Origin of the sequence: Geomonas propionica, assembly GCF_016458235.1 — a bacterium.
In the GTDB taxonomy this organism is placed as follows: Bacteria; Desulfobacterota; Desulfuromonadia; order Geobacterales; family Geobacteraceae; genus Geomonas; species Geomonas propionica.
Genome location: NZ_JAEMHK010000001.1, coordinates 383,799 through 399,843 on the forward strand (window position 1 = coordinate 383,799; position 16,045 = coordinate 399,843).

At 62.6% G+C, this 16,045-nt stretch carries 16 protein-coding genes; 8 read left to right on the forward strand and 8 right to left on the reverse strand.

Going from position 1 to position 16,045, the window contains the following annotated elements; genetic code table 11:
• The first annotated feature begins 19 nt into the window (after positions 1–19).
• From atpD to JFN90_RS01770, 6 genes are all read left to right on the forward strand, one after another.
• Complete coding sequence (atpD, locus tag JFN90_RS01745; RefSeq protein ID WP_199393379.1) at positions 20–1,432, forward strand: F0F1 ATP synthase subunit beta; 1,413 nt, start codon at positions 20–22, stop codon at positions 1,430–1,432.
• 94 nt (positions 1,433–1,526) lie between these two features.
• Entirely contained in the window at positions 1,527–1,943 is a 417-nt protein-coding gene (locus tag JFN90_RS01750; protein WP_199393380.1) for a F0F1 ATP synthase subunit epsilon, read from the forward strand.
• A 120-nt stretch (positions 1,944–2,063) separates the two neighbouring features.
• On the forward strand, positions 2,064–3,488 hold the full coding sequence (locus JFN90_RS01755) for an MATE family efflux transporter (RefSeq protein WP_236018795.1): 1,425 nt from the start codon (positions 2,064–2,066) through the stop codon (positions 3,486–3,488).
• Positions 3,489–3,622: 134 nt separating this feature from the next.
• Positions 3,623–4,642 (forward strand): retropepsin-like aspartic protease, encoded by a 1,020-nt coding sequence (locus JFN90_RS01760; RefSeq protein ID WP_199393381.1) that lies wholly within the window; start codon positions 3,623–3,625, stop codon positions 4,640–4,642.
• 93 nt (positions 4,643–4,735) lie between these two features.
• Positions 4,736–5,725, forward strand: a complete 990-nt coding sequence (locus JFN90_RS01765) for a DMT family transporter (RefSeq protein ID WP_199393382.1) — start codon at positions 4,736–4,738, stop codon at positions 5,723–5,725.
• On the forward strand, positions 5,722–6,009 hold the full coding sequence (locus JFN90_RS01770) for a hypothetical protein (RefSeq protein WP_199393383.1): 288 nt from the start codon (positions 5,722–5,724) through the stop codon (positions 6,007–6,009). Before JFN90_RS01765 ends, JFN90_RS01770 begins: the two co-directional genes overlap by 4 nt.
• A 2-nt stretch (positions 6,010–6,011) precedes the next feature.
• Here JFN90_RS01770 and JFN90_RS01775 read toward each other — a convergent pair whose 3' ends face one another.
• From JFN90_RS01775 to JFN90_RS01795, 5 genes are read right to left on the reverse strand one after another with little or no spacing between them, the layout of a single operon-like run.
• A complete protein-coding gene (locus tag JFN90_RS01775; RefSeq protein WP_199393384.1) occupies positions 6,012–7,082 on the reverse strand; it encodes a protein-glutamate methylesterase/protein-glutamine glutaminase in 1,071 nt (356 codons plus the stop codon).
• Positions 7,079–7,990: an HDOD domain-containing protein gene (locus JFN90_RS01780; RefSeq protein ID WP_199393385.1), complete on the reverse strand. Its 912-nt coding sequence runs from the start codon at positions 7,988–7,990 to the stop codon at positions 7,079–7,081. Before JFN90_RS01780 ends, JFN90_RS01775 begins: the two co-directional genes overlap by 4 nt.
• Positions 7,991–8,000: 10 nt before the next feature.
• Positions 8,001–8,873, reverse strand: coding sequence for a CheR family methyltransferase (locus JFN90_RS01785; RefSeq protein ID WP_199393386.1), 873 nt, complete (start codon positions 8,871–8,873; stop codon positions 8,001–8,003).
• 10 nt (positions 8,874–8,883) lie between these two features.
• The gene (locus tag JFN90_RS01790; RefSeq protein ID WP_199393387.1) at positions 8,884–10,710 is read right to left on the reverse strand and encodes a chemotaxis protein CheA; all 1,827 of its coding nucleotides are present in this window, start codon (positions 10,708–10,710) and stop codon (positions 8,884–8,886) included.
• Positions 10,711–10,753: 43 nt separating this feature from the next.
• A complete protein-coding gene (locus JFN90_RS01795) occupies positions 10,754–11,251 on the reverse strand; it encodes a chemotaxis protein CheW (protein ID WP_199393388.1) in 498 nt (165 codons plus the stop codon).
• Positions 11,252–11,569: 318 nt separating this feature from the next.
• Between JFN90_RS01795 and JFN90_RS01800 the strand changes: the two genes are divergently transcribed.
• A complete protein-coding gene (locus JFN90_RS01800; protein WP_199393389.1) occupies positions 11,570–12,976 on the forward strand; it encodes a sigma-54-dependent transcriptional regulator in 1,407 nt (468 codons plus the stop codon).
• 11 nt (positions 12,977–12,987) lie between these two features.
• Complete coding sequence (locus JFN90_RS01805; RefSeq protein WP_199393390.1) at positions 12,988–13,776, forward strand: lytic transglycosylase domain-containing protein; 789 nt, start codon at positions 12,988–12,990, stop codon at positions 13,774–13,776.
• Between the two features lie 116 nt (positions 13,777–13,892).
• Here the strand turns inward: JFN90_RS01805 and JFN90_RS01810 are convergent, their stop codons facing one another.
• From JFN90_RS01810 to JFN90_RS01820, 3 genes are all read right to left on the reverse strand, one after another.
• Positions 13,893–14,390, reverse strand: coding sequence for a ferritin-like domain-containing protein (locus JFN90_RS01810; protein ID WP_199393391.1), 498 nt, complete (start codon positions 14,388–14,390; stop codon positions 13,893–13,895).
• A 112-nt stretch (positions 14,391–14,502) separates the two neighbouring features.
• Positions 14,503–15,276: a TatD family hydrolase gene (locus JFN90_RS01815; RefSeq protein ID WP_199393392.1), complete on the reverse strand. Its 774-nt coding sequence runs from the start codon at positions 15,274–15,276 to the stop codon at positions 14,503–14,505.
• A gap of 3 nt (positions 15,277–15,279) precedes the next feature.
• Positions 15,280–15,990 (reverse strand): PilZ domain-containing protein, encoded by a 711-nt coding sequence (locus JFN90_RS01820; RefSeq protein WP_199393393.1) that lies wholly within the window; start codon positions 15,988–15,990, stop codon positions 15,280–15,282.
• Positions 15,991–16,045: the final 55 nt, after the last annotated feature.

Sequence of the window (16,045 nt, forward strand, 5' to 3'; positions counted from 1 at the left end):
AAAAGGAAGAGGTTTAAACATGAGTCAGAACTTCGGAAAAATATCGCAGGTCATCGGCGCAGTTATCGACGTCGAATTCGAGCCGGGCAAGCTTCCCCCGATCTACCAGGCTCTCAGGGTAACCAACCCCGCGATCGACGACCAGGAGTTCAACCTGGTTCTGGAAGTCGCACAGCACCTGGGCGAGAACGCCGTCAGGACCATCGCAATGGACGGTACCGACGGTCTGGTTCGTGGCCAGCAGGTCATGGATACCGGCAAACAGATCTCCGTGCCGGTAGGCAAGAAGACCCTGGGCCGCATCCTCAACGTCATCGGCGAGCCGGTTGACGAGATGGGTCCGGTAGGCGCCGAGAAAGAGTACGGCATCCACCGCGAGGCGCCGCTCTTCGTAAACCAGTCCACCAAGGTCGAAGCGTTCACCACCGGCATCAAGGTCGTTGACCTCCTCGCTCCGTACGCCAGGGGCGGTAAGATCGGCCTCTTCGGCGGCGCAGGCGTCGGCAAGACCGTTCTCATCATGGAGCTCATCAACAACATCGCCAAGCAGCACGGCGGCTTCTCCGTCTTCGCCGGCGTCGGCGAGCGTACCCGTGAAGGGAACGACCTCTGGATGGAAATGAAAGAGTCCGGCGTTCTCGACAAGGCCGCCCTCGTGTACGGCCAGATGAACGAGCCTCCGGGGGCACGTGCCCGCGTTGCTCTCTCCGCGCTCTCCATCGCAGAGTACTTCCGTGACGAGGAAGGCCAGGACGTGCTCCTCTTCGTTGACAACATCTTCCGCTTCACCCAGGCGGGTTCCGAGGTTTCGGCGCTTCTCGGCCGTATCCCTTCCGCCGTTGGTTACCAGCCGACCCTGGCAACCGAGATGGGCGAGCTGCAGGAGCGCATCACCTCGACCAACAAGGGTTCCATCACCTCGGTTCAGGCGATCTACGTACCGGCCGACGACTTGACCGACCCGGCTCCGGCAACCGCCTTCGCCCACTTGGACGCGACCACCGTTCTCTCCCGTCAGATCGCCGAGCTCGGCATCTACCCGGCAGTGGACCCGCTCGACTCCACCTCCAGGATCCTCGATCCGCAGGTCATCGGCGACGAGCACTACGCCATCGCGCGTCAGGTTCAGTACGTACTCCAGAAGTACAAGGATCTCCAGGACATCATCGCGATCCTCGGTATGGACGAGCTTTCCGAAGAGGACAAGCTGGTCGTTGCCCGCGCTCGTAAGATCCAGAAGTTCCTCTCCCAGCCGTTCCACGTGGCAGAGGCCTTCACCGGTTCCCCGGGCAAGTACGTCGAACTGAAAGACACCATCAAGGGCTTCAGCGAGATCATCGCCGGCAAGCACGACGACCTCCCGGAGCAGGCCTTCTACATGGTCGGCACCATCGAGGAAGCTATCGAGAAAGCTCAGAAGCTTGCGGTGTAATTAATCTGGTACGGCTTAAGGCTTAAGGAAAAGGGGACTGGCTCCGCAAGGTGCCTGTCCCCCTCTCCATCCGCCTGCGCCTCAAGAGGTTTATATGGCTGAAAAACTGAAGGTTGAACTGGTAACCCCGTACAAGAAGGTCATGTCCGAAGAAGTGGACGAGATCACCGCCACCGGTGCCCTCGGCGAGTTCGGCGTCCTTCCGGGCCACGCCCCCTTCCTCACCTCGCTGAAGATCGGCGAGCTGGCTTACAAGAAGGATGGCGTGCTGCACCACCTGGCGCTCAACTGGGGCTACTTCGAAGTGGAAAACGACCAGGTCACCGTACTGGTCGAGACCGCCGAGAGGGCCGACGAGATCGACCTGGAGCGTGCCAAGGCAGCCCTTGGGCGTGCCGAGACCGAGCTCAAGTCGCTCACCCCGGAAGACAAGAACTTCCGCATCTACGAGGCCGCTCTCGAGCGCGCCCTGATCAGGGTGCAGGTGGCCGGCAAGGCGTCCGGGCGCTAGGCGTCCGACACAAAAACAAATGAGAAGAGCGGCCCCGCCGCTCTTTTTTTTTGCCCAGAGGGCGTGTAAGCTTGAGCCTTCGATGCAACCGAACCGCCCCCCTCCCGGGAGGGGAGGGGGATGCCTGACCCCGCACCGAGGAGCACCATGTCGCAAAGCGGCCACGACCTTTTAAACCAACCCATCCCGGGCTTGATCCGCAAGATCGCCCTGCCGACCAGCATCGGCTACTTCTTCAACACCATGTTCAACGTGGTGGACACCTTCTACGGCGGCAGGATCTCCACCGACGCCCTCGCGGCCATGTCGCTCTCCTTTCCGGTCTTTTTCCTGATCATCGCCATCGGAGCGGGCATCTCCACGGGCGCCACCTCGCTTATCGGTCACGCCCTCGGCGCCGGCGATCGTGACGGCGCGCGGCACCTCGCCGGGCAGACCCTGTCTTTCGGCCTGGTGCACGGGATTCTGGTGATGCTGGTGGGCCTTGCCTCTGCGCCGTTCCTCTACGGACTGCTGGGCGCCAAGGGGACGGTGCTTCAGCTTGCCCTCCAGTACATGAACTGCATCTTCACCGGTAGCATCTTTTTCCTGGTCAACTACGTGCTGAACGCGATCCTGAACGCGACCGGTGACAGCCGCAGTTTCCGTAACTACCTCGTGCTCGGCTTCTTCCTCAACCTGGTCTGCGACCCCTGGTTCATGTATGGTGGCCTTGGCCTTCCGGCCTTCGGCCTTCCCGGTATCGCCTGGGCGACGGTGCTGGTGCAGGCGATCGGCAACTGCTACATGCTGATGCGGGTCAGGCAGTCCGGGATGCTCAGGCATTTCCGCTTCCGGGAATTGCTCCCGGACCGGCAGGCCTACTTACAGCTCGCCAAACTGGGATTTCCCTCGAGCTTGAACATGATGACCGTCGCTATAGGCATCTTCGTCATCACCCGTTTCGTGGCCCGCTTTGGCTCCGACGCGGTGGCCGCCTACGGCATCGGCACCAGGATCGAGCAGATCGCCCTGCTGCCGGTGATGGGGATGAACGTGGCGACGTTGGCGCTGGTGGCGCAGAACAGCGGCGCCAGGCAGATAGAACGCGTGGTCCTCACCATTCGGACTTCGCTGCGGGCGGGCATGATTCTGATGAGCTTCGGTACCGCCGCCGTCTTCCTTGCCGCCAGGCCGCTGGTATCACTATTCAGCAAAGACCCGGTCGTGGTCGCCATCGGAGTGCATTACCTGCATTTCGAGTCCTTCGTCTTTACCGCCTACGTCATCCTCTACACCAGCGTGGCGGTGCTGCAGGGGCTGAAACGTCCGGCATTCCCGCTGGTGATCGGCGTGGCGCGGCAGATCGTGTTCCCGATACCCATCTTCTACCTCCTGGCGGACGTGCTCGGGTGGGGGCTCACCGGCATCTGGTGCGGCATCCTGCTCGTGACTTGGAGCGCGGCCTGCGTCATCCTGTTCTACGTCTTGCGCCTCGCCGCCAGCTTGGACGGCGCCGCCGTGTTGGCGGTGCCGGAGGCGGGGGAGGACGGGCGCTCATCCTGAGCCTCGAGGTGCCGCTGCAATTTTCCGCGTGGCGCCCGCCCGCGCAGACGCGCTGCCCATAGTGCGCTAGAATTTGCTGTCGTCGCCGAACAGTTGCTATACGTCGCGGACTTGATCCGCCGTGGGTGGCCGTTATGGATCTCGAGCATCTGTGCAGGGGAATAAAGGAAAGGGTCGCGCTCGAGCTGCGGGAAAGTACCGAGGCTGCGACCAGGCGCGAACTGCGCATCGCGGCGCTGAGCGACGTGGAGCGGTTGGTATTCCCCGCCTTGGGCCGGGCCGACGGGTCGGTGGGGTATCGCCGTCTGCAGGATGCCGTCATGGATCTGTTGAGCTCCATCGCGATCCCGCTGATCAAGGAGGGTGACCGGCAGTCGGCATCCGCGCTCGCGAAACTTGGTGAGGCATGTCCCGATCCCCTGATCGCGAAGAAGCTCACCGGGTACGCCCAAGCCTTGTCAGGTGGACCAGCGCGCCGTGGCGGCCCGGGGTCGCCCGCCAGAACCGCTACCGGGCTGGCCTGCCTGCTGACGGTCGCAGGGGTGATGTTTTACCTGCTTTGGCCCTATGGGGTAAGTGAGCAGGCCCAGCTGGCGCAGGCGCAGCAGATGGTGGAAGAGTCGGAGCCCATACCGCCGGCGCAGGCTGGTGAACCGGTACCGTCGCGCGCGGAGCAGGACTGGGAAAGTGATCGGAGAGGGGCGGAGCAGCTTTCCTCGCGCCAGGAACGAGCCGCCGCGGCCCCGACGACGCCCTCCGCGGGCGAAGTCGTCACCAGCGTGCGCGTGGTCGACAACCAGGTGCTGGTGCCGGTGACCGTAAAGCAGGGCGGCCAGGCGATCAGGCTGGAGCTGGTCCTCGATACCGGCGCCACCAGGACCGCCCTGCACGAAAGTGTTGCCAGCAGGCTCCCGATTGATTTACGCTCTGCCGCGAACGCGCAGGCGGAGTTGGCCGACGGCAGGGTGGTCCGCTCCAAAGTAGTCCGTGTCGACGCGGTGACGGTCGGCCCCTACGCCCACACCTCGATGGACGTGGAGCTGATCGCCTACAGCGGCAGCTCAGGACTGCACGACGGCCTGCTCGGGATGGATTTCCTGCGCAAGCACCGCTACCAGATCGACATGGAACATGAATTGATCCGCTGGTTCTAACGACCCGCGGTTTGGAGGGGAAGTGAGCAGTAAAAGAAGTTTGGGTAGAGGTGCAGCGCTTCGCCGCGTGGGCCTCGGCGGGGTGTTGTGGGCATGACTGGTAATCTGAGATCGGTATATCTGAAACTGGTGCTGACCACCTTTTTCTGGGGCGGCACCTTCGTCGCGGCGCGTCTGGCGGTAAAAGAGGCGCCCCCCTTTTTCGCGGCCACCTGCCGCTTCACGGTAGCCGCCACCTGCCTGATCGCGCTCACCGCCTGGTACGCCAGCAAGGAAGGGAAATCCTTCCCGGTTCCCGCCGGGGGGCGCCAGCTCGCGCTCCTCTTCAGCCTGGGCGTCACCGGCATCTTCTGTTACAACGCCGTCTTTTTCACCGGCCTAAAGCTGACCACCGCCACCAGCGGCGCGCTCATCGTGGCCATCAACCCCCTGCTCACCGCAGTGCTCTCGGCGCTCTGGCTCCGGGAGCGGGTCAACCTGACCCAGGGCGTCGGGCTCCTGGTTTCACTGCTGGGGGTCTCGGTGGTGATCTCCAAGGGATCCTGGGCCGTCCTCGCCGGTTTCGCCTTCAACAAGGGGGACCTCATCATGCTGGGCGCACCTCTTTGCTGGGCGCTTTATTCCATCCTGGGCAAGAAGGCCCTGGCGAGCTTCACGCCCCTGGCCGCGACGGCATACGCCGCGCTCTTCGGAACCATGCTGCTCTTCCCGGCGGCACTTCTGGAGCATGCTGTACTGGGCGGCCCTTGGCCCTCCTTCAGCTGGATCGGGTGGCTCGCCATCCTGCAACTGGCGCTCTTGGGGACCGTGGTGGGGTTTGTCTGGTGGTATCAGGGGGTGGGGCAGATCGGCGCCGCCCGGGCGGCGGTGTTCGTCAACCTGGTCCCCTTCTTCGGCGCCCTGCAGGCGGCGCTGCTGTTGGGGGAGCGGGTGGTGCTGCCGCAGTTCCTCGGAGGGGTGCTGGTGGTTGCCGGGGTCTACTGTGGAAGTCGCGGTAACGCGAAAGGACAGGCGGTCAGGGAACCGGAGGGGAGGGGGGCGCAGCGAGAGGCGGTCCCTGACCACGTGGAGACCAGGATATGAAAAGGGTGCTGCGTACCGTCGCGCTGATCTGGCACGCGCTTCATCCGGCGCAAGGCGGCACACCCCGGCCGATCGAGCCGGGTGAGGTGCGTCGGTGTGATCCTGCCGATATCAGGGGGGGGATGGGGCTCTACCTGGACGCCTCGGGAGAGCTGAGGCTCTTCGTCCCGGAATGCGGGGGGCTTGCCGCCCCCGTCGTGCTGTTCCGGTTGAAACGGGAAGGTTTCTCGCGCTCACGGGTCAGGATGGTGGACGGAGGGCTCCTGATCGAGGCGCGGCGCTGAGTCTAGCCGATCCTGCCGATCTCGAAGCCGATCTGGTCCAGCGGCAGCACCACATCGGCCACCTTGCCGTCGATACAGGCGCGCGGCATGCCGTAGATGGTGGAGGTGGCCTCGTTCTGCACCAGGGTCAGCCCCCCTTTTTCCTTCAGGTGCTTCATCCCCTTGAACCCGTCGTTCCCCATCCCGGTCAGGATCACCCCCAACATGGCACCGCCGCTGGCATCGGCCATGGAGGTGATCATCTGGTCCACGGAAGGGATGTAGATGTACTGCGGGAACTCGGTTGTGGGCTGGGTGCGCACCACGAGGTTACTCCCCTGCTTGACCAGGGTGGTGTGCATCCCGCCTGGAGCGATCAGCACCTGCCCCCCCTTGACGATATCCCCGTCCACCGCTTCCCTGATCGACAACGAACACTTGGCGTTGAGCCTTTCCGCGTAGGGGCCGGTGAAGGCCTTGGGCATGTGGATGGCCACCACGATGCCATGCGGGAAATTGACCGGGATGCGCGAGAGCACTTCTTGCAGCGCCACCGGGCCGCCGGTGGAGGCGCCGATGCCGACGAAGCCGACCCGGCGGTTGGCGAACTGGGAGGGGCGCACCTGGGCCGCTGGCGCCACACGGGGCACGAGGCCGATGCCGGCGCGCCTAGGTATGGCGGAGACGGAAGCCTCGCGCACTTTCGCGAGGAGCGCCGCCTGGAACGAGGCTTGCGCGTCCTTGCAGTCGCTCACGTTTTTGGGGACGTAATCGATGGCGCCCGCCTCGAGCGCCTCGAAGGTGGCGCGCGCCCCCTCACAGGTGAGGGTGGAAACCATGAGTACCCGGGTGGGCTGCTTGGCCATGATCTGCTTCAGCGCGGCGATGCCGTCCATGCGCGGCATCTCGACGTCCATGGTGATCAGGTCCGGCTTGAGGGCCAGGGCCTTTTCCACCCCTTCCATGCCGTCGGCCGCGATACCGACGATCTCCACGCCGGGTGCCTTGGTGAGGATGCCCCGGATCGCCATCCGCATGAAGGAGGAGTCGTCGACGATCAGTACCTTCAGTTTGCTCGAGGTTGCGGGAATCATGACGGTTCTTTGGCTCCTATGCCCTGGAAGATCGATTTGACCATGTCCAGGATCTCGGGGACGCGGTCATCAAGCTCGTAGCAGAAACGCTCTACGTCAAGGTCGGCAAGGTTGGGCGCGTAAGCCCTCAGGATGGCCCAGGCCTTCTCCTCGGCGAGGTTGAAGGTGACCCAGGAGTTCCCGCCGTAGTCGAGCTGGCGCACGGAGCAGAACAGGTCGGCCAGGTTGACGATGGCGCAGAGCGTCGGGTCGAGGACCGCCTGCTCCGGGTCGTGGTGCAGTCCGATCACCTCGCAGTATTCGGCCGGGAAGTTCCACTTGCGGGCGATGCACAGGCCGATCTCGCTGTGCGAGGTACCCAGGTACTCGGCCTCCTTTTCCACCAGCCGGAAGGGCTGCCCCTTCACCGACTCGAGCAGGGCGCGGAAGGCGTCCTGGCGGTAGTAGGAGAGGAACACCTCGCCGATGTCGTGCACGATCCCCACCAGGTAGGCCTTTTCCGTGTCCGGGTAGCGCACCCGCTGGGCGATGATCTTGGAAACCACGCCGACGCCGAAGGAGTGCTCCCAGAAAGTCCGGACATCGAAGATGCCGTCCCGCCCCTCGAAGACGTCGACGAAGGAACAGGTAAAAGCCAGCTCGCGAATGTGGCGGAAGCCCAGGTAGATCAGGGCCCGTTTCACCGACTTTATCTCGTTGGCCGGTTTGTACAGCGGCGAGTTGACCATCTTGATGACGCGGGCCGCCAGGACCTGGTCCGCCAGGATCATGTCGGCGACCTCGTCCAGCTCGACGCCGGGACGGTCCAGAAGCTCGATCACCCGGGTGGCCACGTGCGGGATGGTGGGGAGGTCAACGAAGCTCTCGACCATCTCCTGGGCAGTCTGCATCATGGCTGCTTTATCCATTGCATCGTCCTCACTTGTTATAGGTGAACCCGCCGGGGAAGTGCACGGTCTTGAATTTATCGTTCACCCCATGCAGCGACTCGGACTGCCCCACGAAGAAGTAGCCATACGGCTGCAGGTTGTTGTAGAAGTGCTGCACCACCTTGCTCTTCGAGGAAGTGTCGAAGTAAATCAGCACGTTGGCGCAGAAGATGAAATCGAAGCTCTTCATGAAGAGCATCTTGTTGTCATCATAGAGGTTCAACTGGTTGAAGGTGGCCAGTTTCTTGACCTCCGGGGAGAGCAGGAACCGGCCCGGTGACTCCTCCTTGAAGTACTTCTTCAGGTAATAATCAGGGGTGTTGCGCACCGAGTAGCTGTTGTAGACCCCCTCCCGCGCCTGGGCCAGCACCGTCTCGTTGATGTCGGTCCCCACGATCTCGATGATCCAGTCTTTCAGGAGCGTGGCGCGCTTCTCGAGGAGGATCATGGCCATGGTGTAGGCCTCCTCTCCGGACGAGGACCCGGCGCTCCAGATGCGCAGCTTCTTGAACCCGATCTTCCCCTTGGTGCCGATGATCTCGGGGAGGAACTTGTTCTCCAGCGCGTTCAACTGGGGCATGTTCCTGAAGAAGCAGGTCTCGTTGGTGGTGATCTCGTCGAGGAGCTTGGTCAGCTCGGATCTGCCGGTGGCAGGGCTGCGCACGAACTGGTAATAGTCCGCATGGGTCTTGCAGCCGGTCCCTTCCATCCTGCGCGCCAGCCGGCTCTCCAGGAAGTACTTCTTGCTGCTGTGGAAGTAGATGCCGCAGACGTTGTATATATAGTCCCGAAGCTGCTCGAAATCCTTGTCGGAAATCTTCGGGGCGCTTTTAGCGTCAAATGGTTTCATGTCTAATGGCATTATCGTCACCTCAGGCTGCCCCACCGACCAGTCCGATCGGATCTACAATTAACGCCACCCTGCCGTCTCCCATGATGGTGGAACCGCCGATGCCCGGGAGGTTGGACAGGAACTTGCCCAGCGACTTGATGGCAACCTCCTGTTGCCCGAGCAGCCTGGTGACGATCAGGCCGATCCTCTTCTCCGCGACCCCCACGATGACCACGTAGCAGGTGTCCCGGTCTGTGTAGACCTCGTTGCAGCCGAAGGTCCGCTGCAGCCGGAGCAGCGGCAGCACTGAGTCCCTGAGCTTCAAGACCTCCTGGCCGCCGATCATGTGGAACTCCTTCTTGCTGACGCGCATGGTTTCGATCACCGAGGCGAGCGGAATGGAGTAGACCTCCTTCTCCACCTCGACCAAGAGCGACTGGATGATGGCCAGGGTGAGCGGCAGCTTCAGGATGAACTCGCTGCCGTGTCCCACTTCGTTCTTGATCTCGATGATGCCGTTCAGCTTACGGATGTTGGTGCGCACCACGTCCATGCCGACGCCGCGCCCGGAGAGGTCGGTGGTCTGCTCCTTGGTGGAGAAACCGGGGAGGAAGATCAGGTCGAGAATCTCCCTGGTCCCCATCGCGGCGACCTGCTCGTCGGTGACCAGCCCTTTGTCCAGCGCCTTCCTGGCGATCTTGTCCGGGTCGATGCCCCGGCCGTCGTCCTTGATGCTGATGACGATCTGGTTCCCCTCGTGGGCGGCGGAGAGGACCACGGTGCCGGTGCGGTCCTTGCCGGAGGCGAGGCGCTGGTCCGGGGTCTCCAGGCCGTGGTCCAGGGCGTTGCGGATCAGGTGGATCAGCGGATCGCCGATTTCGTCCACCACCGAGCGGTCCAGTTCGGTCTCCTCGCCGTAGATGACCAGGTCGACCTCCTTGCCCAAGTCGCGCGCCAGGTTCCTGACGATGCGCGGGAACTTCTTGAACACCTTCTCCACCGGGAGCATGCGCATCTTGAGGACCTGCATCTGCAGTTCCGAGGTGACGAAGTTGAGCCGCTTGGAGAGCTTGCCGAAATCGTCGCCGAAGTCGGCGGGGCTCAGGCCGGTCTGGTAATCGCTGTGCAGCTGGATCATGCGGTTACGCTCCAGCACCAGCTCCCCCACCTGGTTCATCAGGTCATCCAGGCGCTTCACGTCCACCCTGACCGTCGAGTTGTCGGCGAGGTCCTCGCCGCCGCCCTTGGCCGGCGCCTTCTGCGGCTCCTTGACCGGCTGGGGCTTGGGCTGCGGCGCGGGCGCCACCTGCTGGGCAGGCGCGGGCTCGGCCTTGGCCTCCTGCGGGGCGGCGGGCCTGGCCTCGGCTGCAGCAGCGGGCTCGGCAGCCGCCGCTTGCGCCGGCGTTTCCGCGGGGGCGGCAGCCTTTTCCTCTTTGGGGGCGAAGACGGGGGCGAGCACGGTCGCTTCCACGGCGTTCTCGGAGAGGTAGGGGATCAGCTTGGCAATGGTCCCCTCCAGGTCCCGCTCGACGATGTCGCCGCCCTTGATGTCGGCCACCAGGGTCTTGACGAGGTCGACCGCCTCGAGGATCACGTCCATGATCTCCGAGGTGAGGGTCAGTTCCAGCTTCCTGAGCCGGTTCAGGACGTCCTCGGTCTTGTGCGTGACCTTGACCAGCATGTCGAAGCCCAGAAAGCTGGACGCCCCTTTGACCGTGTGGATGGACCGGAAGATCCGGTTCATGAGGTCGGCGTCTTCCGGGCTCTTTTCCAGGGAGATCAGGTCGTCGTCAAGTTTTTCCAGGAGCTCGGTGGTTTCGGCGAGAAAGCCGTCCAATAGCTCCTGATCTTCGCAGTCTATGGCCATTTTTGTGCTCCGGAAAGGGGGAGCGTTTCCCCCTGTTGGTGCCTTACGCTACGTTGCTGAACAGCCTTCTTTCGTCGGCCGAGAACATCTTTTCCAGGTCGAGCAGGACCAGGAGCCGTTCGGCCTGGTTGATGACGCCGGCCATGCATTCCTGCTCGATGCCGCTGGAGACCACCGGGGGAGGCGGCTGGATCTCCTTCTCGGAGATGCGGATCACCTCGGACACCTCGTCGACGATGAACCCCATCAACTCGCCCACCACCTCCATCACCATGATGCGGGTGCGCTTGTCGTAGTCGGTGTCCAACAGGTCGAACTTCTTGCGCAGGTTGATGATCGGGATCACCTTGCCGCGCAGGTTGATGACCCCCTCCACGTAGTGAGGAGTGTTGGGTACCCGGGTGATGTTGAGCATCCGGATGATCTCGCGCACCATCAGGACGTTGATGCCGTACTCTTCTTTTTCGAGGTTGAAGCTCACCAGCTGGATCAGCTCGCCCCCGTACTCTTCGCTTTTAACCTTGGTGAGTGCGGTCTCCATGGACCCTCCCTCTGCGGTGTAATCGGGACCGACGCGTGGCGCCAGCCCTACTGAACCCTAATCGGCCGGGTATGACAAAGGTTGAATATTTTTTTCCTCTAACGCAAGATCGCTGCCAGCACCGCGAAGCGCCGTCCAGGGCGGCTCAAGCCCCTGTATCGGTGGTGGTTTCCGGAGGTCGGGCAAAAAATTGACAGGCTTCATATTTAGGCTAAGTCATTTAATTGACATTGCCGAAAGAACTCGCTATAGTTTCGGACGTTGACCGTTTTTGTATCGGCTTAAATCTCAGCAACTTTAACCGAAATCGGGGAAACGATGGAAACGCCGAAAATACTGATCGCAGATGATGACAAGAAGACGCGGGACTTCGTGGCCGCCTTTTTGAGCTACAAAGGGTACCAGGTCTACCAGGCCTTTGACGGGCAGGACGCCCTGCAGAAGATCGAGATGCACGACGTGCAGATGGTCATCACCGATATCATGATGCCGCGGGTGAACGGTCTGGAGTTCATCCGGCAGCTCAAGTCGCTCCGCCCGGAGATAGTCACCATAGCCTACAGCGCCTTCGCCAACAACGAGATGACCGCCAATCTCTTGAAGGCGGGGGCGTTCTTCTATCTGGAGAAGCCCTTCAACCTCGAGGAGCTGGAAACCCACGTCAAGCGCGGCCTGGAGCACCAGGCGCTGCAGAGCAAGAGCTTCCGGTCTAAGCCTTGCATAAAGAACAGGGCGCTCCTGAACAACATCATCGGGGAAAGCGAAAAGATGCTCTCGCTTTTCGAGATGATCGAGAAGGTTGCCACCTCCGACTCCACCGTCCTGATCCAGGGCGAGTCGGGGACCGGCAAGGAACTGGTGGCGCGGGCCATCCACGACCTCTCCAACCGCTCCGACAAGAACTTCGTGGCGCTCAACTGCGCCGCCATCCCCGACGAGCTTTTGGAGAGCGAGCTCTTCGGGCACGTCAAGGGTTCCTTCACCGGCGCCGTCGCCACCCGCGTCGGCCGCTTCGAGATGGCCGACAAGGGAACCCTGTTCCTGGACGAGATCGGGGACATGAAGGCGAACCTGCAGGTGAAGCTCCTGCGCGTGCTGCAGAGCCGGGAACTGGAGCCGGTGGGCTCCACCCGCTCCAAGAAGGTCGATGTCAGGATCATCGCCGCCACCAACCAGAATCTTGACGGCATGGTCGCCTCTAAGGAGTTCCGCGAGGATCTCTACTACCGGCTTTCCGTGATCCCGATCATGCTCCCCCCCCTGCGCGAGCGCGGAGCGGACATCCCCCTCTTGTTGAACAGCTTCCTGGAGAAGTTCAACCGGAGCAAGCAGCGCAAGGTTCAGGGTTTTGACAAGCAGGTCATGGAGACCCTGGGCAGCTACGACTGGCCCGGCAACGTGCGCGAGCTGGAGAACCTGGTGGAGCGCCTGGTCATCATCAAGGGGAACGGCGTGATCAATGTCCACGACCTTCCCGAGAAGTACCGCGGCGGCCGCATCGCCCCGGTGGCGCACGGCGAGCACATGATCAACCTCCCCGATGACGGCTTCTGCCTGAACAGCGCCGTCGAGGAGTTCGAGAACCGGCTCATCATGCAGGCCCTGGAGAAGAGCGGTGGCAACAAGAAAGAGGCCGCCGAACTTTTGAACCTGAAGCGCACCACGCTCATCGAGAAATTGAAGAAGAAGAAACTGGTTTACGGGGAGACAACGCTTTCCCCGTAAGAGGGGAGTATATGTCGATCAATCCGATAACCATGGCACCGGGGAGCGTGGAGGGGGGCAAGAAACCCGCCGCCAGCTCCGGTTCGCCGGCAGTACCCTTCCAGCAGATGCTGGACCAAGGCGGCGCGCCCATCGTCGTGACGCCGCAGGCGGCAGCCGAGGCGCTGCGGCTGAAGATGCTTAGTTCCGCCCTGGCGATCGGTGGTGGTGACGCAGCCGCGTCTTCCCCTGCCGCTGCCAACGTCAACGTGCAGGGCCTGTTGAACCGGTTTCTGGAGCAGCTTCCCTCCAGCGGCAGTGCGGCGGCCGAGACCCGCGAAGCTGCGGCCGACCAGGGGCCCGAGGCCGCCTTCCAGGCGCAGCAGGCGCATTTCAAGGCCGGCGACCTTCCGGTGGTCCCGGGGCTTTCCGACGACAGCGGCACCGACGCCATCATCCAGCGTGCCAGCCAGCGCTACGGCGTGGACGGCGGGTTGATCAGGGCGGTCATCAAGGCGGAGAGCAATTTCAACCCGCGTGCCGTGAGTTCTGCCGGAGCGCAGGGGTTGATGCAGTTGATGCCCGCCACCGCGCGGGGGCTCGGCGTCACCGACTCCTTCGACCCCGAGCAGAACATCATGGCCGGCACCAGGTTTTTGAAGGACATGCTGCGCCGTTACAACGGCAACGTCGACGAGGCCTTGGCCGCCTACAACTGGGGTCCTGGCAACGTAGACCGTCACGGCACCGACTCCCTCCCCCGGGAGACCAGGGGCTACCTGGCCAAGGTCAAAGGCTACTACGCCCAGTACCTGGCTTAGAGGCAGGTTCAGGATAAGGTTGAGGTTGAGGTACAAAAAAAGCCTCCGCACCAAAAGGTGCGGAGGCTTTTCACGTTGGAGTTCTTTTTCAGCTTACCCGGTCAGCCTTCCCTTACTTATTCCCTCACGTAGATGTTCTGATCCGAGCTGTGCACCATGGTCATGACGCGCATGTACTCGTCCTCGATCATGTCGTAGTGCCCCTGGGTCTCCCGGATCACCGTCTCGAAGACGCGGCGCACCAGCGGGTCCACCACGTCCTTCACCAGGATCGTGTAGAAGTCGATGCAGGCCTTCTCCTCCTTCAGGGCGATCTCCAGCGCCTTCTGCTCGTGGCTGTCGGCGGCGATGGCCTGCTCCAGCGCCTGGTGGGTGGCCGACTGCTTGTCCGGCGGCGAGCCGAGGTAGCTGTCGATGTCGCCCAGGTCGCCGCCGCGGTAGTGGTCGAAGAACGCGCGCAGGTGCCCGGCTTCCTCGTTGGCCAAGAGGTCGAACACCTTCTTCGACCGGTCATCCTTGCTCACTGACCCCGCCCGCCGGTAGAAGTCCATGCTCTCCTTCTCGGTCTTGATGGCCAGTTTCAACGCTTCCTGCAGTGTGTATTCCTTGAACATGGCTATACCTCCGTAACGGTTCAATGGGAATTGCCTGGCAAAGAGTATATCGAAGCGGGGAAGGAGGTCAAATGACTGAAATCGCAATGAAAACAGTCTAATGCGGCAGGTGCTATGTCTGAGGAGGGGCAAGTTTGAAGAGCCGGACGGCATTATCATAGGTGCCGCGGGCGAGGTCGTCGAGGGCGATCCCCCTGATGTCGGCGACACGCCGCGCCGTGGTCAAGAGGTGAGCCGGAATGTTGACGCTGCCGCGAAAGGGCTCCGGCGCCAGGTCCGGGGCGTCGGTCTCCAGTAGCAGCCGCTCCAGGGGGACCGCTTGGGCCACCTGCACCGGGCGGCGGGCATTGGGGTAGGTCACCGTGCCGGATAGGGAGATGTGCAGCCCGAGCTTCAGGCAGGCCTCGGCCGTCTCCAGGCTCCCGGAAAAGGAGTGCATCACGCCGCCGATACGGCCGATCCCGCTGTCGCGGAGCATGACGATCAGGTCTTCGAAGGCCTTGCGGCAATGGAGCAGGACCGGCAGTCCCGCCTCTATCGCGATCTCCAGTTGCGCGGCGAAGGCGTCCCGCTGCAGTTCCCGGGCAGGGGAGGGGAGCAGGTAGTCGAGCCCGATCTCGCCGATGGCGCAGGCCGATGCCGCATGTACCTTCAGGGTCGCAAGTATGGAGGGGGTGACGAGGTCGGCGTGCATGGGGTGGACGCCGTAAGCGGGGAAGATGCGGGGGTGGCTCGTGGAGAGCGACTGGATGCCTTGCCAACCGGAGGGATGCACCCCCGGTACCAGGAAGGCAGCGATGCCGGCCGCCTCCGCCTCCGGGATGAGCGTGTCCAGTCGGGGCAGGAGCTGCGGGTCATCCAGGTGACAGTGGCTGTCAAAAAGCATGATTTAGGCGGCTACGCCCGGGTGGTCCTTGAGTTCCTTGATGATTTCCACCTGACGTTGGAAGATGAATTGGGAAATGCTGAGTTCGGCGGCGCGGGACGGCTCGATCTCGAAGACCAGCCGGAAGCCGTCGTCGAGATGAAACACTTTCAAGAGGGACGCCGGGACGGTGATCGATCCGGCGGGGATGGCGATGCTGAGCTCACCCTTCTGGCTGACCGGCAGGCCCGGATCCCGCGCCACGTTGATGGACATGCCGGTGAGCGACATGTCGTGCAGGCGACCGTGCACCTCGTCGGCTTCCGGGGCGGCGAAGGTGGCATCGACGGCTGAGCCGAGCTGCACCCGTACCGACATGCGCCGGTCGGCGCGCACCAGGGCGTAGCTCAGGTTCGACAGCACCACCCGCGACTTCTCCACGTTGACGTAGGTCACCGTAGCGGCGACATCCCGGCGGAAGTGGCTGCTTTTCAGTACCGTCAGTTTTTCATGGGCGATCACGACGGCCTGGATCTGGTTCACCTGCAGTTCCGCATCGTGTTCCTCTACCGTGAGCACCTCGGCGCCGTAGCTTACCGGGACCTCGCGGTAGAAGTTGAGCAGCCTCAGGTCGTTTTTCAGCTTACCGGCTTTTATTGCAGTCAGGGTCGCGATGATCTCGGTCTGATCCTGTGCTTCGCCGGCAACTTGAAGCCGCTGATAGATGTCGTTCATGGACGGTCCACCGGAAAAAAATTATTGCCCTTTAGGGGGTTGCTGTGCAATTATG